Origin of the sequence: Aquibaculum sediminis (assembly GCF_040712085.1) — a bacterium.
Taxonomy (GTDB): domain Bacteria; phylum Pseudomonadota; class Alphaproteobacteria; order Kiloniellales; family DSM-21159; genus Aquibaculum; species Aquibaculum sediminis.
Window position 1 is genome coordinate 202,072 of record NZ_JBFCVK010000003.1, and the last position, 18,382, is coordinate 220,453.

Sequence of the window (18,382 nt, forward strand, 5' to 3'; positions counted from 1 at the left end):
AAAGCGGATGCAAGGGCGCAGAACAACCGGCTGGGTCGCGGTAAGCATTCTGCTGAGCGCGCTGCTGGGCATCCTTGCCACGGCTCCCGCCACGCCGCTGCATGCGCAGGAACCGGAAGCGGCCGAGCGCCATCAGGTCTATATCGCCACCTTCCGCGGCTGCGAGGAGGTCTGCGAAGCCTTCAAGAGCTACCTGCTGGACCGCGGCCTGGCGGTGGAGTTCATCGAGCGCTCCATCGAACGCGACACCACGCGCATTCCCGATCTGGTGGAAGAGGTGAAGGACCTGCAGCCCGACCTGCTGGTCACCTGGGGCACGGCGATCAGCCTCGGCATGGTCGGCCCGGTCGGCACAACCGACAGCGAGACCTATGTCACCGACATCCCGGCCGTCTATCTCTACGTGGCCGACCCGCTGGGCGCCGGGCTGGTCAACCGCCCCGACGTGTCGGAGCGCCCAAATCTGGCCGGCGCCAACATCCAGGTGCCGCTCGAGGCCCAGCTGCGCGTCATGCAGTCCTACCAGGAGGTGGACCGGATCGGCGTGGTCTACGGGGCCGACGAACTGAACTCCGTGGCTGCGGTGAGTGCCCTGCGCGTCGCCGCCTCGCGCTTCGGCGTCGAGGTCGTGGAGCAACAGCTTGATCCGGGCCCCGAAGGCCGCCCCCTGCCGGAGTCCATCGCGCCGGCGATGCAGGCCATTGCGGAGCAGGAGCCGGACTTCCTGGTCACGGTATCCAGCTCCTTCATCATCCAGAATGTAGAGGCCTACACCGCCGCCGCGGTCGAGACCGGCCTGCCGGTCTTCACCTCGGCGGAGCTGCCGATCCGGCAGGGCGATGCCATGCTCGCACTCTTCGCCTCACTTTCCAGCATCGGTCAGGTCGCCGGCTATCAGGCCGAGCAGATCCTGCGCGAGGGCGCCGACCCGGCCAACCTGCCCACCCCTTCGCTGCGCCGCTTCACCCTGCTCATCAACATGCCGGTCGCGCTCGCGCTGGAGCGCTACCCGCCCATGCTGGTGCTCCAGATCGCCGAGTTGATGGACTGAGGCATGCCGACGGCGCTCGCTCTTCGCATGACGACGATTCTCGGCAGCGTGCTGCTGGTGCTGGCCCTGCTGTTCAGCCTCGCCCTGGAATCAGTGCATGTGGACAGCGAGCGGGATCTGCGCGAAGGCCGCTTTGCCTACAGCCTTGCCCAATTGAAGCAGCGGGTGGAATCGCCGCTCTCCCTGGGGCTCGAGGTGGAAAGCCTCGACTATCTGCAGCAGCTGCTCGAGCTGGAAGCCGCTGCCGATCCCGAGATCCTGTCCATCGACCTGTTCGATTCCGAAGGCAACCTCCTCTTCACCACCGACCGCGTCGGCATCCGCCAGGCCGTGCCCGAAGGCTGGCTGGAGGCAACCCTGCAACTACCGACGCCCGACGAGGCCGAGCAGACCCCGGAAAGCGAAGCAATCTGGCATCTGGAGGAGCGCGACGGTCAGGCCCTGGGCGTGGCCCTGCACAACGATTTCGGGCTTGTGGTCGGCGGTCTGGTTCTGCGCCACAGCATCACCCGCGTCGGCGAAGGGTACCTCTCGGCGCAGAACATGGCGCTGGCCCTGCCTTTGGCGCTGGCCCTCGGCGGCACACTGATCGGCGGGCTGCTGTTTCAGCGCCTCTGCCGCCCGGTCGAAAGGGAAGCCGCCGCGCTGGCCGAGGCCCTGGATAGGCCTCAGGCCGAAAGCAAGACCCTGGACAGCAAGACGGCAACCAACGCCACGGGCAGCCTGATCGCAACGGTCACGGCCCTGCACGGCGCGGTTCAGGCCGCCGAGCGCCGCTGCCGCGAGGCAACCGGTGAGGTGGAGCGCATCGATGGCCGTAACTGACCAGTCGCCCCTCGCTCCAGGCGCCCCGGTGACGAAGGGCGAGACGCTGGACGAAACGGCGGACGCCGACAGCCGGGCCCTGCTTGTGCAGACCGGCTGGACGCTGCGGCTGCGGGTCCGGTTGGTGCTCTGCGGCCTCCTGCTCGTGCTGCTGACTGCCGGGCTGAGCGGCTGGCTTGGGCTGCGCGCCGTCGAAGACCGCCTGGAAAGTGAGATGACCTCGGCCTCGCGCACCGTGGGCAACGGCTTGGTACAGCAGTTCGAGCTCGCCCTGGAAGCCGGCATCCCCTTTGAGCGCCTTGCCGGTGTCGAGGCCTTCCTGGCGACGACCACCAGCTTCGACGACCGCATCGGATTTGCCACCCTGCTCGACGGCGAGGGCGCGAAGGTCGCAGCCGCCGGCCGCGACAGTGGCCTGGTGCCGGACCGGCTGGGCGCTGACTCGCTCAACGCAGAAGCCTTCCGCCCCGCCGGCCATCTGGCGGTGATCGCGCCCATTTCGCACGGGGGCACGACCCAAGGCTATGTGCTGGTTGGCGTCGCCGATGGTCTGCCGCCGCACACGATCCTGGCGTTTGCGGCCGCCGCCGCTCTGGCCACGCTGGCCCTCCTGGTGCTGCTGCACGAAGCGCTGCGCGCAACCCTGTTCAAGAGCGTGGAGCGACCCGCGGAGGCGCTCGCGCGCCTGGCGGCGGCCCTTGAGCGCGGCGACCTGTCTCGCACCACCTGGCTTGCAGCCCCGGGCAGCATGGGCCGGCTGCTCCTCGCCACCCGGCACCGACTTGCCGGCGTCAACACCGCCTTCCACGCCTTCCTGCTCAGCGCCTTCGCCGCCCGGGCCGGCCATTTCGAGCCGCCGGTCCTGCGGGAGATCACCGATGTGGTGCGCCGCGGGCTCGGCCCGCATCGACTGCCCCCGGTGGCCGGTGCCTGGCCGGTGGCCGTGGCCGGCGACGGTCTCTTCCGGCTGGCCGTCTTTGCGCTGCTGCTGGGCGAGGCGGTGCTGCTGCCGGGCTGGTGGAGCCTCGGCGCACTGGAGGCGCTCTCGACAAATGCCGCCACGGCGGTGCTGGCACTGCCGCTGCTGCTCGCCATTCCGCTGGGCTATGGCCTGGCCGGGCGTGCCCTGGCCGGCTTCGCCCCGGGCATGACCTTCACCGCCGGCGCCCTGATCGCCGCCGCCGGACAGCTCGGCTTGGCCCTGGCGGAATCCCCGGAATCGGTGATGGCGCTGCGCGTTCTCGGTGGATTGGGCATCGGCATGGCCTTTCGCCCGCTGGGGGGTGGCGCGGCGCTCACGCGCGGGGCGCTGCTGGCCCTGGTGGCCGGCGCCGGCCCGGGCTTTCTCTTCCTGGCGCTCACCGGCTCGCCAAACCTGGCACCGCTGGCCGCCCTGGTCACCGCCATAGGCGGCCTGCTCGTCGGCCAGACCCTGCCGGAACGCAACGAGGCGATGGATGGCGCCATCGAGGCACAAGCGACGCCACGCTGGCTGCCGCTACCCCTGCCGCTGTTCAGCCTCGGCCTGCTGGCGGCCCTGCTGCCGACGCTGTTCGCGGACCGCGCCGCAGACAGCGGCACCACAGAAATCGTCGCACTGCTGGCCATCGCCATCGCGCTGCTGGCCGGCGTGCTGCTCTCGGGCAACCTTGCCCCGGCCCTGGGGCTGGTGCGCACGCGCCGCTTCGCCGCCCTCGCGGGCGGGCTCTGCCTCGCACTTGCGGCCTTCCTGAGCCAGGCGGCCCCCTCGTCCCTGCAGGCCATGTCGATTCCGGCGCTGGCCGCTGCTGTGCTTGCCGGGCTGCTGCTCACTGCAGCGGTCCTGACCGCTGACGCGGGCCACAGCGCACCCCGGAGCACGCAGAATGTCTTCGCCCTTGCCGGCGGCACGGCGGTCGGCCTGCTGGCGATCAGTGCCTTTGGCTGGCCGCTCCTCTTCGCCCTGGCGGCCGCCGCCCTCCTGGCCACCAGTCTGATGGGGAGGCGCTGATGAGCGCACGCCTGCGCCTGCTGCTGATCGCCGGCCTGCTGCTCGCGCTCGGCGTTGCCGGCAGCCTGATCTGGACCCGCAGCGTCGCGCTTCCCAGCGTCAGCGAAGCCGAGTTCCAGGTGCATCAGCGCGAGCAGGCGCGGCTCTGGCGCACCCTGGTGGAGCAGCAGTCGGGGCTGCTTTCCCTGGCTGCGGAGGAGTTGGCCGAACAGCCCTGGCTGCCGCGGCTTCTGGACCAGGACCGCCCTGACCTGCTGGCCACCCGCATCGCCAGTGAACTGCCGACCCTGGAGCGGCGCTACGGCCTGCGCAGCGTCGAGATCGTCGACAGCGAGGGCCGGCTGCTCTACCCGCAGACAGAGAACGGCTCGAACGGACAGCGCGTCGGCAACCTCGAGGCCCGCGCCACCACGGCCGCCGGTGCCGATGCCGAGGCGGGCGATGAGTTCGCCGGCTTCCGACAGAACGCGCAGCGCGACTTCGTGCTGGCCTACACCCGAACGCTGCCGAACGACGCGCGCGTGATCGTCTCCTCCGGCATGGACAGGCTGCTCCAGGGCATCTCGCGCAATGGGGTTGCGCCGGCACGCCCCGCCGCTTTTGCCGACCTGCGTGGTCAGACCGTCGCGCTCTCCGGACCGGACGAAGGCCAGTCGCTGCTGCGCCAGGTGGTGGCCGGCGAGGTTGCGGTGCCGGAGGGCCTGCGGCTGCTGGAAACGCCGCTTTCCGACATCGCCGAGCGGCCCATCGGACAGCTCTTCTCGCTGCTGCCGGCCGAGCCGGTCAGCGAGACCATGAACCGGCTCTTCCTGCTGACCGCCGGACTGGGCCTGGCGCTCTTCCTGCTGCTGCTCCTGGTCCTGGCCCGGGCGCTGCACAGCGAGTTCGCGCCGCTCGATCGCCTGATCCACGGCGTGACCGCGCTCGCGGCCGGCGACAGCGAGGTGGAGGTGCCGCGCCATGCCGGCACCGACGAGGCCGGCCGCCTGTCCAGCGCCCTGCAGCAACTGCGCCAGCGCGCGCTGCTGCTCACCACGCTGGAGATCTCCCGCGAACGGCAGCGGCGGCGGCAGGAACGCTTCCTGCGGCGCCAGCTCACCGGTCTGGCCGAAACCCTGGAGGGCAAGGACCGCGAGGCGCTGCTCGGCGACCTGGAGCGCCTGGAGCGCACGGCCCGGCGCGAAGGCGCGCAGCAGAGCGACCTGCTGGGGGCCGCCGACGGCCGACTGGAAAAGGCGCTGCTGGAGCCCCGCGCCGGCGGCCAGGATGACTTCGCGCTTCTGGCAGTGGCCTTCGAGAACCTCTCCTTCCGCATCCGCGATCAGAACGCCAACCTGAAGCAGCTCGTCTCCGAGCTGAACGAGGCCCTGCGCGCCAAGAGCGAGTTCCTGCTGCTGCAGCAGGAACTGGACATGGCGCGCTCGATGCAGCTCTCCATCCTGCCGCCGGACCGCCCCGAACAGAACGGCCTGGCGGTGCACGGCATGATGCTGCCCGCCAAGGAGGTGGGGGGCGACTTCTACGACGCCTTCGAGCTGCCGGACGGGCGCCTGGCGCTTGTGGTCGCCGACGTCTCGGGCAAGGGCGTGCCGGCGGCCTTCTTCAGCCTGATCACGCGCACGCTGCTGAAAGCCATCGCCACCGCTGATGCCGAGCCGCGCGCTGCCATCGAGCGGCTGAACGATCTGCTCTGCGCCGAGAACGAGCAGATGATGTTCGTCACGCTGTTCTTCGGCCTGCTGGAGCCGGAAACCGGCCGCTTCGTCTACGTCAACGGCGGCCATAACCCGCCCCTGCACTTGCGTGCGTCCGGCGAGGTGGAGCTGCTGCAAGTGACGGGCGACATGGCACTGGCGGTGATGGAGGAGCAGGACTACCAGGAGCGCGAAGTCATTCTGGAGCCCGGCGATCTGCTCCTGCTCTATACCGACGGCGTGACTGAGGCCTGCGATCCCGTGAACAACGAGTTCGGGGAGGAACGCCTGTTGAGCGAACTGCGGCGCAATCAGGACACGCCAACCTGGATGATGCCGCAGGCCCTGGGCAACGCGGTCAAGGCCTTCGAGAACGGCGCCGCCCAGGCCGACGACATGACCATCCTGGCGACCGGCTACCGTCGCGGCGGCAGTTAATCAAAAGAAATCGAGACGATCGGGTCTAAGCCTCTAACCCTTCCGGCAGGAAGTGCCGGGCCAGTGCCAGATAGTCCTCCGGCTCCACCATGACCTTGCCCGCCGCCTCGAAGCGCGCCAGGGCCTCCGCATCGGGAAGGCGAAGATAGCGCCGGGGGGCCGTCGGCGACTGCGTCTGCAGCGCGGGCGGGTTCCCCTCGGCCAGGCCGCGGGCCAGTTCGGCCAGCATGTCGGCGCCCTGCAGGTAGTTCTGCACCATGGTGTAAAAGAAGGAGCGCCCCGGCTCGATGGGCCGCTGGCGCATCAGGGCGATGGGGCCGGTGTCGATGCCCTCGTCGATCTGGTGCACCGTGGCTGTGGTAGTGGCTTCACCGTCGTGCATCGCCCAGAAGGCCGCATGCAGGCCCGGACGCTCCGGCAGGGCGCCGGAATGCAGGTTCCAGGCGCCCAGGCGCGGCAGGGCGATGTCATCGGGCTGCAGCAGGAAACCGAACTTGAAGGTGAGGATCATGTCGGGCGCGAGTTCACGATAAAGCGCACTGCGCCCGGCACGGCCCATGCCGTCGGCAATGATCAGGCGAATGTCGTGGCGCGCCGCCAGGCTTTCGAACGGTGCCAACTCACCCGGCGCGCCCGCTGCCGCCGCGAGGGGAAAAAGAACCTGGTTCGGCAACTCCTCCTCGAAAAGCCGCAGCATGCGCAGCTGCGGCACCGCCAGCGCGCCGCTGCGCAGGCGGTTGGCCAGGAGCAGCGTGATCCGTGCAGGCGGAAGTTGTGGCAGCATGCGATGAAGCATCAGGTTCGCCACCAGATCGCGCTTGCTGCAGAGGAGTAAATGCACCGATACCTCGCCACTTTGTAGAACCACCCGTAAGGGTATAGGCTCCTTTGCTGAAGGTCACGCCAGCAGGAAACGTCAAGCGGGGGATAAGCGTCAATGCCGTCACCAGAGCTGGAGCAGGCAGCGGTTTCACACTCGCATCGCTACCGACCGACCGAGGACGGCGAGCGCCTGCGCGCGCTGCTGGAAGGCGAGGCGCTGTGCCCGCAAGCGGCCGTGCGTCAGGGCGATGAGGTGGAGGCACGACTTGCGCCCTGCCCCTCCGGCGAGCCGCTGCGCTTCCTCTCACCGGATGCCGAGGCGACGATCCGCGCCCTGTCGGAAGCAATTCGTTTCCTGCCCAAGGTGACCTGGAAGACCAGCCACACGGAAATGCTGGTCAAGGGCCTGCGCGACGGCCGCTGGCACGGCATGGCTCTCGAGCATCGAGAAACAAAACTCGTGTCCTACCTCGACTATTGCCTGCGCGAAGAGCTCAACGAGGTGGAAATCGGCTTCTGCATGACCCATCCGGATCACCGCGGCCGGGGTCTGGTGAGCCGGCTGCTGGCCAGCCTGCTGCTGCTGCACTTTCATCGCGATTTCCGGGTCTCCACCCATGAATCCAACCTCCCGATGAGTCGCGCCCTGGCCCGTTTCGGCTTTACCGTGATCGAAGAACGGCCGCGCGATCGGATCAACGGAGAGACCACGCTCTACCTCATCCGCAAGGCAGGCACCGGCTTTTCCCTGGAAGCATGAGGCACGGCCATGCAGCTTTTCCTTTTGTCGCTGTCACCTCAAAGGCCTATCTCCTGGCGTCATGGACCTTTATCTCGACCGTCTCTTTGACCGCGCGCTCGATACCGGACGCGGACTGGTAGAACGTCGGCTGCGCCTCGGCGTGACCGGCCTCGCCGAGGCCGGCAAGACGGTCTTCATCACCGCACTGGTGCAGGCCCTCCTGCACCCCGCCGCCCTGCCGCGGCTGCAGGTGGTGGCTGAGGGACGTCTGCGCACCGTGCTGCTGCGTCCGCAGCCCAGCCAGGACCTGCCCCGCTTTCCCTTCGAGGACTGCGTCGCCCGCCTCACGGGCCGCGACGGGCCGCCGGACTGGCCCGAAAGCACGCGCAACCAGGCCGAACTTCGGCTGTCGCTCCGTTACCTGCCGGGCGGGCTGATGGGCCGGCTGGGCGAGCGGGTGCTGCACCTCGACCTCTTCGACTATCCCGGCGAATGGCTGCTCGACCTCGCCTTGCTGCAGCAGGACTACGAGACCTGGTCCGCCGGCGCACTGGCCAGCCTGCGCGAGGCCAGCGCCCTGCCGGAGGCGCGCGCCTTCCTGGAGCTGCTGCATCGCCTGGCGCCCGACCGGGCCGACGCCACCGCCGAACCCCAGGCCATCGAGGCTGCCCGGCTGTTCACCGCCTATCTGCTGGCGCGCCAGCGCAGCGTCGGCCGGGCCGCACCGCTGGGGCCGGGTCGCTTCCTGCTGCCGGGCGAGCTGGAGGGCTCGCCGCTGCTCACCTTTGCACCGCTGCCGCCACCCGGCGCCGAGGCAACGGCGCGCAGCTCGCTGCGCCGCCTCATGGCCGAGCGCTACGACGCCTATCGCGAGCAGGTGGTGCGCGCCTTTCACCAGCGTCATTTCACCCGCCTGGACCGCCAGATCGTGCTGATCGACCTCGCCGGCCACCTCAGCGCCGGTGAGGAGCGGGCCGACGCCTCGGCCGCGGCGCTGGACGCGGTGCTGGCCGCACTGAGAGTGGGCGGCAGCGGCTGGCTGCCGCGCTGGCTCTCGCCGCACATTGATCGGGTGCTCTTCGCCGCCACCAAGGCGGACCATCTGCCCGGCGACCAGCACCAGGGCCTCGAGGAACAGCTGCGCCGCAAGCTCGACGCGGCTCTGCGGCGGACGGCCTATAGCGGCGCCGAAATGGAAACCCGCGTGCTCGCCTCCCTGCGGGCGACGCGCGAAGTGGAGGCGCGGGGCGAAGCACGGCGCTATGTCGCCGGCACGCCCTACGGCGGCGAGAAGCCGCTGGCGCACTATCCGGGCAGGATTCCCCAGACCGGGCGCCTGGCCAACGGCAGCTTTCGCATCGAACGCTTTCGCCCGCCCGCGGACCTGGACCCCACTGGCCCCTGGCCACACCTCGGTCTCGACCGGGCGCTGGAATTCCTCATTGGAGACTGGGTGGAATGAGCGACGCTGAGGGTCCACGCTCCCGCCCCCTGGAAGAGGTCGAGGCGACAGCTCCGCAGGCCGAAGCGCCGCGCCCGGAGGCACCGCACTCCCTGCCGCTGGAAGCCACGCGGCTGCTGCCGGTTGACGTGGAAGCGCGCGACCCGGCCGACCCGCCGCGCCGCTCCCTGGCCCTGCGCCTGGTCCTCGCGGGCGGCGGTCTGCTGCTGGGCGGAGCCCTGGCGCTGATCGCCGAGGATCTGATCCGCCGCGCGCTGGAGCCGGCGGGCCAGCTTGCCTGGATCGGTCTGACAGGACTGGGGCTGCTGGCGCTGGGTCTGCTGCTCGCCTTCCTGCGCGAGTGGCACGGCCTGACCAGCCTCGAGCGTCTGCGCGCAGCCCGGCTGCAGGCGGAAAGTGCCGAAGCTGCCGGGCAGCCCGAGGCCGCCCAGGCCGTTGTCAAAGAACTGAAGCAGCTCTACCGCCGCCGCTCGGACATGGAGTGGGCATTGCGTCGGGTGGAGGACCAGCAGGCCGCGGCCGCGGCCTCCGGCAGCCTGCTGCCCCTGGCGGAACGAGAACTGCTTGCCCCCCTGGACCAGCGCGCACAAAGGATCGCGGTCTCCGCGGTCCGCCGTGCCGCCATGATCACGGCGATCAGCCCCTTTGCCCTGCTGGACATGCTGGTCAGCCTGATGATCGGCCTGGGGTTGTTGCGCCGCATTGCCCGCATCTACGGCGGACGACCCGGCTGGCTCGGGGCCTGGCGCCTGCTGCGGCTGTCACTCGCCCAGGTTCTCGCCAGCGGCGCCCTGGACCTGGCCGACGACAGCATCGGCGACCTGATCGGGGCCGGGATCGCGTCCCGCTTGTCGCGTCGCGCCGGCGTGGGGCTGCTCAATGGCCTGCTGACGGCCCGGATCGCCACCGCTGCCATGGACCTCTGCCGCCCCTTCCCCTGGGACCGGCAACCACCGCCCTCGGCCCGCGGGCTGCTGCGCCGCGCCCTGACGGACCTCGGCGGCAGCAAGGAAACAACCCCCTGAAACGCAAACAGCCGGCCCTGGTGGGGCCGGCTGTCTGAAGCCAGATAACTTTGGAACGCCCTCAGGCGTTGCCGGCCGGCGCTCCCTGGGTGGCTTCGGCCTGCGCCTGCTGCTCCTGCGCCTTGCGCTGGCGATAGAGGCTGACGAAGTCCACCGGATTGATCAGCACGGGCGGGAAGCCGCCTTCGCGCGTAATGTCGGCCACGATGCGCCGGGCGAAGGGGAAGATCATCGTCGCCACGTCGATCAGCAGCACAGGCTCGATCCGGTCCTCCGGGATCATGGAGCCCAGGGTGATCAAGGCCCCATAATCCAACTCGATCATGAAAGCGGCCTTTTCCTCGTGCTTCGCCGAGGCGCGGATCTTCAGCATCACCTCGTAGAGGCGCTTTTGCTGCTCCTGCTGGATCGGCCGCGCGTTAACGTGCATCTGGATGTCGAGCTGCGGCGACTGGCGCATGCTGGCCAGTACCGCCGGCGCACGCGGGCTTTCGAAGGAGAGGTCCTTCACATACTGCCCGTGGATGACGATGGGGGCTTCCTGCTTGTTCTCGGTGCCCTGGTTCTGGGCGGCCTGAGTCTGGCCGGCCTCGGTCTGGGCGCCCGGCTGGGCGGCTCCCCCGGTCGCGGCGCCTGTCGGCGCGCTGCTGTTCTGATCGCTCATGGTTGCTCCGCACGGCTGGTATGGTGTCTTGACGGCGGCCGATTGGCTATCACGATCCTCCCGCCGGTACAACTCTGCAGCAGGATCGCCGAACGGCGCTTCGCCCCGGCTGGCGCGGCCTCAGGCCGGGTCGCGCCCCGGTGCCTGCGGCCCCTTTGGCTGCGACCCCTTGGGGTGTGTGTCGCTGTCCTGGTCGTTGGCGGGCAGGTCCCCCTGACTGTCCACCTGGACCCAGTCGCCCTCGATGGTGTCGCTGCGTTGCTGCTGGCCGTGCGGCCCCGAGCGGTAGACCTCCTCGCCATCGCGATAGACCCGGGTGCGCATGCGCATCTTCTCAGCGCGGATGCGGCTGCGCCTGAACAACCAGCCGCGCACCGGCGGCAGCAGCAACAGCACGCCCAGGGTATCGGTCGCAAAACCGGGCAGCAGCAGCATGGCACCGGCTATGGCCAGGCAGATGCCGTCGAACATCTCGCGGGCCGGAACCTCGCCACGGTCGAGCTGCTGACGCGCCTGCATCAACAAGGCAAAGCCTTGCAGCCGGACCAGCCAGATGCCGACCACGGCCGTGAGAATCGCCGTCGCCAGGGTCGGCCAGAGGCCGATGGCGTCGCCCACTTCGATGAAAAGCCCCACTTCGATGAGCGGGACGGCAAGGAGAATGGCCAGGATCAGCAGGGGCATGCTTGCTCTTTTTCCGTTGCTTCCCTATGTACGGGGGGTGGGGCGCTGGACACTACAAGGGTCCCACGGCGCGTCTCGTCAAGGCCTTTCGCACATCGGCTGCGTGGGGTCGGCTTCTTGCGCGGTAATCATCGGATCGACCGAATGGGTGAAGGCAGTCAGTTGCTCGATATCATACTCTTTGCAGCGATCGCGGCCTTCCTCGTTCTCAGGCTCAGGAATGTCCTTGGGCGGCGTACCGGCGATGAATCGCGGCCGGATTTCGATCCCTTCAAGCAGCGCCCCGAGCAGAAGAACGGGCCGGAGCAGGACGCCGATCAGCAGCCCGACGATAAGGTGATCCCGCTGCCGGGCAACGGTCGCCGACCGCAGGAGGCCCCATCCATGGCGGACGCAAACGATCCCGTATCGGCCGGCGTCATCCAGATCCGTCTGGCGGACAGCAACTTCGATCCCGACGGCTTTCTTCAGGGCGCGCGCGCTGCCTTCGAGATGATCGTCACCGCCTTCGCACAGGGCGACAAGGATACACTGCGCTCCCTGCTGGCCGACGACGTCTACAATGACTTCTCCCGCGCCATCGAGGAGCGCGCCAGCGAGGACCAGACCCTGGACACCACGCTGGTCAGCATCCAGCACCCGGAGATCATCGAGGCCGAGATGCAGGGCAACACCGCCTTCGTGACGGTCAAGATCGTGTCCGAACAGGTGAATGTCACCCGCGACTCCGAGGGGCGTATCATCGAGGGCGATCCCAGCGATGTGGTCCGCCTGACCGACATCTGGACCTTTGCCCGCAACACCCGCAGCCGCGACCCGAACTGGGCGCTGGTCGCCACAAGCAGCCCCAACTGAGGCGCGAGGCATGGCGCTACCCGGTCGAGCGCACACGGGTCGCAATGCAAGCCGGTCGTGGGCCCTGTCCAAGGGTTTGACCTCGCGTCGCATACTGGCGCGACTGCTTCCCGCCGCGGCGCTGGCCTTCATTGTTGCCTCCTGCGAATCCCCCAAGGAAGAACCGCCACGCGGCCTCAAGCTGCAGCCCGCCTCCTTCAGCGATCTGCCGGGCTGGCAGGCGGATGACGTGGCACGGGCCCTGCCGGCCCTGCGGCGCTCCTGCGGGCGGCTGCTGACCCAGCCCGACGAGCGGGCCCTGGGTCCCGATGGCCTGGCCGGCACCGTGGCGGACTGGCGCGCACCCTGCGAGCGTCTCGCCAACCTCCCGGAAGGCGACGACGCAGCGCTGCGCAGCTTTCTTGAGGATACCTTCCAGCCTCTCTCTGTCGGCGACGGCGAGGACGCGCAAGGCCTCTTCACCGGCTACTACGAGGCGGAGCTGAACGGCAGCCTGGAGCGCAAGCCGGGCTACGAGGTGCCGCTTTTCGAGCGCCCCGACGACCTGGTCGAGGTGGACCTGCGCGACTTCCGCGCCGACCTGCCCCCGGAACGGCTGGTTGGTCATGTGGATAACGGCCGGCTCAAGCCTTATCCCGAACGCGCCGCTATCGAGAACGGCCACCTCGCCGGGCAGCAGGCAGAGTTGCTCTGGGTCAGCGATCCGATCGATGCCTTCTTTTTGCATATCCAGGGCTCCGGGGTGGTGCAGCTGGACGACGGCCGGCGGCTGCGGGTCGGTTTTGCCGGCTCCAACGGCCGGCCCTTCTACGCCATCGGCCGGGCGTTGATCGACGAAGGCATCATCGACCGCGAACGCAGCTCCATGCAGGCGATCCGCGACTGGCTGCGCGCCAACCCGGATCAGGCCGAAGCCCTGATGCACCGCAACGAGCGTTTCATCTTCTTCCGCGCCATCGACGGCGAAGGGCCCATCGGGGCCCAGGGCGTGGCCCTGACGCCCGGGCGCTCCCTGGCGGTAGACCCGGGTGAACTTCCGCTCGGGGCACCGCTCTGGCTCGAGACCACCTGGCCGGCCAGCGACCAGCCCTTGCAGCGGCTCATGGTGGCCCAGGACACCGGAAGCGCGATCAAGGGCGTCGTGCGCGGCGACTTCTTCTGGGGCAGCGGCGAGGCCGCCCTGGAACAGGCCGGGCGCATGCGCCAGCAGGGTCGCTACTGGCTGCTGCTGCCGCGCAGCGTGGCCGAGCGCTACGGCAGTTCCACTTAGCCCAAGGGTATCGGCGCTCGGCATAACGAGACGCGCGACCCTGCAGCACCTTGAATCCAGACCGGATTCACGCGCCTAATCTGAAACCTTGTGGTTCAGATTGAGCGCGATCCAGTCTAGACTGGCCGCGCCATGCTGGACATCAACGAACTCCTTGCCGCGACCGTTCTGTTCGTCGGCGGCCATCTGCTCCTCGCCAGCGCGCCTCTGCGCGGCCTGCTGCACGGCAAACTGGGCGCGACAGGCTTCCGTCTGCTTTATTCGCTCGTGGCTGTCGTCACCCTGGTCTGGATGATCAAGGCCTACACCCAGGCGCCCTTCGTGCCGCTCTGGTCCTTCATACCGCTGCTGGACTGGATTCCCCTGCTGCTCATGCCCATCGCCTCGGTCCTGCTGGTGGCCGGTGTCACCACCACCTCCCCAACGGCCGTCGGCAATGAAACAGCGGCCTTGGCGGCCGATCCGGCACCGGGAATCCTGCGAGTCACCCGTCATCCCTTTCTCTGGGGCACTGCGCTCTGGGCGATCAGTCACCTTCTGGCCAGGGGCGACCTAGCGAGTCTGGTGATGATGGGCGGCATCCTGGCGCTGTCCCTGCTGGGCATGAAGCAGATCGACCGCAAGCGCGAGCTGCAGCTCGGCGCCGGTTGGGGACCGGTGAAGCTGACCACCTCGCTGCTGCCCTTTCGCGCCATCGCGGAGGGGCGCACCGAGATGGACTGGGCGGGGCTCGGCTGGTGGCGCCCTCTGCTGGGTATCGTGCTCTACCTGGCCTTCATCATTCTGCATCCCTGGGTCTTCGGCGTCCCGGCCGTGCCCTGGTAGGGCGGGGCCTGCGCCGCACCGGCCGCGATACCCATGCTGCTCCGCGCCTTCGCCACCGTCGGCTCGCTCACCGCTGTCAGCCGCGTTCTCGGATTCATCCGCGACATCCTGATGGCCGCGGCGCTTGGCACCGGGCCGGTGGCCGATGCCTTCTTCGTCGCCTTCCGTTTTCCCAATCTCTTCCGTCGTCTCTTCGCCGAGGGCGCCTTCAACGCCGCTTTCGTTCCGCTCTTCGCGACGCGGCTGGAGCGTGACGGCAAGGCGGCGGCCAAGGCCTTCGCGGAGCAGGCGCTGGCCGTGCTGACCGCCGTGCTGCTGCTGCTCACCGCGCTCTGCCTGCTCGCCATGCCCTGGCTGATGCAGGTGATCGCACCGGGCTTCACCGACGACCCGGAGCAGTTTGCCCTGGCGGTGGAGCTGACCCGCATCGCCTTTCCCTACCTTCTGGCCATGGCGCTGGTGGCGCTGCTCTCCGGTGTGCTGAACGCGCTCTATCGCTATGCAGCGGCCGCCGCCGCGCCGATCCTGCTCAACCTCTTCTTCATCGCCGCCATCATTCTGGTGCTGCCGCACTTCCGCGATGCGCCGGGGCAGGTGCTGGCCTGGACGGTCTGCCTGGCCGGACTGGGCCAGTTGCTGCTCCTGCTCTGGGCGGCTAAGCGCGCGGGCATGGCGCTGCGGATGCCGCGCCCGCACCTGACACCGGAGATCCGCCGCTTGTGGCGCCTCATGCTGCCGGGGGTGGCCTCGGCCGGGGCCATGCAGTTCAACCTGCTGGTCGGCACCATGATCGCCACGCTGCAGGCGGGTGCCGTCTCCTACCTCTACTACGCCGACCGGCTCTACCAGCTGCCGCTCGGCATCATCGGCATCGGCATCGGCGTGGTGCTGCTGCCGGAGCTGGCACGCAAGCTGCGCGCCGGTCGGGACGACGAAGCCCACGGCAGCCTGAACCGCGCGCTCGAGTTCTCGCTGCTGCTGACCCTGCCGGCGACCGCGGCCCTGCTGGTGGCGCCCTTCCCGATCATCTCGGTGCTGTTCGAACGCGGTGCCTTCGATGCCGAGGCGGCACGCCTGACCGCCTGGGCCCTGGCCGCCTTCGCCATCGGGCTGCCGGCCTATGTCCTGGTCAAGGTCCTGCAGCCGCCCTTCTTCGCCCGCGAGGACACGGTGACACCACTGCGCTTCGCCCTGGCATCGGTGGCGGCGAACCTGGCGCTCAGCCTGCTGCTCTTCTTCACCATCGGGTTTGTCGGCATCGCGCTGGCAACCGCACTCTCCTCCTGGCTGAACGTGCTGCTGCTCGCCGGGCGCCTGCGCCGGCTGGGCTTTCTGCGCTTCGATGCCCGACTGCGCCGACGGCTGCCGCGCTCCCTGGCCGCCGCACTGGCCATGGCCCTGGCGCTTATCCTGCTCCAGCCGCTGCTGGCCGATCTCTTTGCCGGCGGCGAGATTGAACGCATCCTTGCTCTGGCGCTGCTGGTGGCGGCGGGCGGCGGGCTCTATTTCCTTCTGGCCTTCGCCCTGCGCGCGGTCGAGCCGGCCGATTTCCGCGCCGCCTTTCGGCGCAAGCCTGCGAGCGGCGACGGCGATCAATCGCGCGATGAGAACCTCCCGCGAAATGCTTGACCGGGCACGAGCACCTCGGCCACACTCCGCGCCGCCGACGGTGCCCGCAAGGGCCCGAGAGGGAACGCGGTAGGAGTCATCCGAAGCCGCGGCTGCCCCCGCAACTGTGAGTGGCGAGCTGGCACCCAAACATGCCACTGGGCGATCAAGCCTGGGAAGGTCGGGTGCGGGCGAAGACCCACGAGCCAGGAGACCTGCCGTCGGCACGGAGTCGCGCTCGAGCGCATCGGACGGGGGTGCCGGTGTCGAAGCGTCCTGCCTTGGCAGGACCTCGGTCGTTCGGCGCGACGCTTCGAGGGGAAGTCTCGACCGATGCCGAACGAACTCACGCGTCCTTTCATCACCAAAACCGCCCAATAACCCGACCGCCGACCTGCATAGCCCTTCCGGGCGCTGCACGCGCGGCGTCCGGCACGCTGTCCCAGGTCGCAGTCCTCTGCACCAAGGAACACTGCCATGCGCAAGCCTTTCGGTGGGGAGCGGGCGGTTGCAATCGCCGCCCCGCTCACCCTTTTGTTTTGTCTTTCAACCCTCTCCTCGGCGCCCGTTCAGGCGCAGGAGAACGCTGCGGACGCCGCACAGCTCGACCCGCTGGTGGTCACCGCCACCCGCACCGAACGCCCGCTCAGCAGCGTCGGCAGCAGCCTGACGCTGATCACGGCCGAGGATCTCGAAAACCGCGGCACGGACTATGTCGCCGACATCCTGCGCGAAGTGCCCGGTGTCAGCGTGAACCGCAGCGGCGGGCCGGGGGCCCTGACCGAGGTGCGGCTGCGCGGCACCGAGACCAACCAGACCCTGGTGCTGATCGACGGCATCGAGGTGAACGACCCCGCCGGCGCCTCCTTCTTCAACTTCGCCCATCTGCTGGCGGCTGACGTGGAGCGCATCGAGATCCTCCGCGGGCCCCAGACGGTGCTCTACGGCTCAGAGGCCGTGGGCGGCGTCATCAATGTCATCACCAAGAGCGGTGGCGACCGGCCCAGCGGCGCCGTCAGCCTGGAAGGCGGCTCCTTCCGCACCGGACAGGCCAATGCCAGCCTCGGCGCCGGGGGAGAGCGCTACAACGCCTTCATCAGCGGCACCCACATGCGCAGCGACGGCATCTCCCAGGCCAAGAGCCCCGGCGGCAGCCTGAAGCCCGACGGCTACGAGAACACCACGGTCTTCACCAAGCTGGCGGCGCGCCCGGTGGAGAATCTGGAACTCGACTTCGTGGCGCGCTACACCCGCTACGATCAGGAGATCGACAATTTCACCACCCGCGCGGTGGAAGCGGACATGAGGACCAAGGGCGATCAGCGCTACGGCCGCGCCCAGGCACGCCTGGACCTCTTCGACGGTCATTGGCAGCAGCGCTTCGGCGCGACCCTGACGCGCATGAAGGCCCGGGACTACGACAGCGGCAACCGGACCAACACGGCCACCGGCGGCAAGACGAAGTTCGACTATCAGAGCGACGTCCTTTTCGACACGCCGGAGTTCGCAGACGCGTCGCATCTGGTCACGCTGGGGCTGGAGCAGGAGCGGGAAAGCGTTGAGATGAACAGCGCCTTCGCCGATCTCGACCGCAGCTTCCGCACCCGCAGCCTTTTCGGCCAGTACCAGATCGACCTGCTCGAGCGGGTCTCCCTGACCGCCGGCCTGCGCCACGATGCCAACCAGCGCTTCGAGGACACCCAGACCTACCGCTTCACCGCCGCCTACAACCATTTCGAGACCGGGACCCGCCTGCGCGCCTCCTACGGCACGGCGGTGAAGAACCCCACGGTCACCGAGCTCTACGGCTTCGACCAGACCTATCAGGGCAATCCCGACCTGAAGCCGGAAAGCAGCCGCGGCTGGGACATCGGCATCGAGCAGGATCTCTTCCAGGATCGCCTCACGCTCGGCGCCACCTGGTTCCAGCAGAACATCGAGGACCTGATCACCGGCGCCGGACGCACCTCGGTCAACCTGGACGGCCGCTCGCGCTCCCGCGGTGTGGAGCTGACCGCCGATCTCGACCTTTCCAACGGCTTTTCGCTGCAGGGCAGCTACACCTTCAACGACACCCGCGACCCCAACGGCGACCGCCTGACCAAGCGGCCACGGCACAGCGGCAGCGTGAACCTCAACTACCGCTTCCTGGAGGATCGGGCGAACCTGAACCTGGGGGTGCTCTACAACGGCAATCAGCACGATCTGGCCTTCGACCAGAACTTCAACACCTCGGTGGTCTCGCTGCGCTCCTACACGCTGGTGAACCTGGCGGGCTCCTACCGCATCACCGACAATCTGGAGGTCTTCGGGCGCATCGAGAACGCGCTGAACGAGAGCTACGAGGAGAGCTACACCTACAACACCCCAGGGCGCGCAGCCTACGCCGGCCTGCGCCTGCGCTTCTAGGCGGGGACGCTGCGAGTC

15 protein-coding genes and 1 riboswitch are annotated in these 18,382 nt (G+C 68.8%); of the genes, 12 read left to right on the top strand and 3 right to left on the bottom strand.

The genetic code is table 11. From position 1 onward, the window contains the following. The first annotated feature begins 7 nt into the window (after window positions 1-7). Genes ABZ720_RS06050 through ABZ720_RS06065 form a run of 4 tightly spaced genes read left to right on the top strand, consistent with a single transcriptional unit; the run spans window position 8 to window position 5,998 of the window. Window positions 8-1,051 carry an ABC transporter substrate binding protein gene (locus tag ABZ720_RS06050; RefSeq protein ID WP_366554611.1) on the top strand — a complete coding sequence of 348 codons (1,044 nt, stop codon included), beginning with the start codon at window positions 8-10 and terminating at the stop codon, window positions 1,049-1,051. Between the two features lie 3 nt (window positions 1,052-1,054). After that, window positions 1,055-1,876: a hypothetical protein gene (locus ABZ720_RS06055; RefSeq protein WP_366554612.1), complete on the top strand. Its 822-nt coding sequence runs from the start codon at window positions 1,055-1,057 to the stop codon at window positions 1,874-1,876. Further along, window positions 1,863-3,866 (top strand): hypothetical protein, encoded by a 2,004-nt coding sequence (locus ABZ720_RS06060; RefSeq protein WP_366554613.1) that lies wholly within the window; start codon window positions 1,863-1,865, stop codon window positions 3,864-3,866. The genes ABZ720_RS06055 and ABZ720_RS06060 overlap by 14 nt, the downstream gene beginning before the upstream one ends. Then, window positions 3,866-5,998 carry a PP2C family protein-serine/threonine phosphatase gene (locus tag ABZ720_RS06065; protein WP_366554614.1) on the top strand — a complete coding sequence of 711 codons (2,133 nt, stop codon included), beginning with the start codon at window positions 3,866-3,868 and terminating at the stop codon, window positions 5,996-5,998. The genes ABZ720_RS06060 and ABZ720_RS06065 overlap by 1 nt, the downstream gene beginning before the upstream one ends. Before the next feature lie 25 nt (window positions 5,999-6,023). On the opposite strand, the gene ABZ720_RS06070 is transcribed toward ABZ720_RS06065, so the two are convergent. Then, window positions 6,024-6,839 (bottom strand): formyltransferase family protein, encoded by an 816-nt coding sequence (locus ABZ720_RS06070; protein WP_366554615.1) that lies wholly within the window; start codon window positions 6,837-6,839, stop codon window positions 6,024-6,026. 96 nt (window positions 6,840-6,935) lie between these two features. On the opposite strand from ABZ720_RS06070, the gene ABZ720_RS06075 reads away from it, so the two are divergent. From ABZ720_RS06075 to ABZ720_RS06085, 3 genes are all read left to right on the top strand, one after another. Next, the gene (locus ABZ720_RS06075) at window positions 6,936-7,580 is read left to right on the top strand and encodes a GNAT family N-acetyltransferase (protein WP_366554616.1); all 645 of its coding nucleotides are present in this window, start codon (window positions 6,936-6,938) and stop codon (window positions 7,578-7,580) included. A gap of 61 nt (window positions 7,581-7,641) precedes the next feature. Next, entirely contained in the window at window positions 7,642-9,024 is a 1,383-nt protein-coding gene (locus ABZ720_RS06080) for a YcjX family protein (RefSeq protein WP_366554617.1), read from the top strand. Continuing rightward, window positions 9,021-10,049 carry a TIGR01620 family protein gene (locus ABZ720_RS06085; RefSeq protein WP_366554618.1) on the top strand — a complete coding sequence of 343 codons (1,029 nt, stop codon included), beginning with the start codon at window positions 9,021-9,023 and terminating at the stop codon, window positions 10,047-10,049. Before ABZ720_RS06080 ends, ABZ720_RS06085 begins: the two co-directional genes overlap by 4 nt. 61 nt (window positions 10,050-10,110) lie before the next feature. On the opposite strand, the gene secB is transcribed toward ABZ720_RS06085, so the two are convergent. Continuing rightward, window positions 10,111-10,713 (bottom strand): protein-export chaperone SecB, encoded by a 603-nt coding sequence (secB, locus tag ABZ720_RS06090; RefSeq protein WP_366554619.1) that lies wholly within the window; start codon window positions 10,711-10,713, stop codon window positions 10,111-10,113. 120 nt (window positions 10,714-10,833) lie between these two features. Beyond that, window positions 10,834-11,397: an FxsA family protein gene (locus ABZ720_RS06095; RefSeq protein ID WP_366554620.1), complete on the bottom strand. Its 564-nt coding sequence runs from the start codon at window positions 11,395-11,397 to the stop codon at window positions 10,834-10,836. A gap of 144 nt (window positions 11,398-11,541) precedes the next feature. On the opposite strand from ABZ720_RS06095, the gene ABZ720_RS06100 reads away from it, so the two are divergent. The 5 genes from ABZ720_RS06100 to ABZ720_RS06120 all read left to right on the top strand — a co-directional run bounded on the left by ABZ720_RS06100 (window position 11,542) and on the right by ABZ720_RS06120 (window position 18,364). Beyond that, window positions 11,542-12,252, top strand: coding sequence for a Tim44/TimA family putative adaptor protein (locus ABZ720_RS06100; RefSeq protein ID WP_366554621.1), 711 nt, complete (start codon window positions 11,542-11,544; stop codon window positions 12,250-12,252). A gap of 10 nt (window positions 12,253-12,262) precedes the next feature. Further along, window positions 12,263-13,522 (top strand): murein transglycosylase A, encoded by a 1,260-nt coding sequence (gene mltA / locus ABZ720_RS06105; protein WP_366554622.1) that lies wholly within the window; start codon window positions 12,263-12,265, stop codon window positions 13,520-13,522. Between the two features lie 132 nt (window positions 13,523-13,654). Further along, window positions 13,655-14,347 (top strand): NnrU family protein, encoded by a 693-nt coding sequence (locus ABZ720_RS06110; protein WP_366554623.1) that lies wholly within the window; start codon window positions 13,655-13,657, stop codon window positions 14,345-14,347. A 33-nt stretch (window positions 14,348-14,380) separates the two neighbouring features. Beyond that, entirely contained in the window at window positions 14,381-15,976 is a 1,596-nt protein-coding gene (gene murJ, locus ABZ720_RS06115; RefSeq protein WP_366554624.1) for a murein biosynthesis integral membrane protein MurJ, read from the top strand. A 21-nt stretch (window positions 15,977-15,997) separates the two neighbouring features. Next, window positions 15,998-16,192, top strand: a riboswitch (cobalamin riboswitch). A gap of 240 nt (window positions 16,193-16,432) precedes the next feature. Next, window positions 16,433-18,364 (top strand): TonB-dependent receptor plug domain-containing protein, encoded by a 1,932-nt coding sequence (locus tag ABZ720_RS06120; protein WP_366554625.1) that lies wholly within the window; start codon window positions 16,433-16,435, stop codon window positions 18,362-18,364. The last annotated feature ends 18 nt before the right edge of the window (window positions 18,365-18,382 follow it).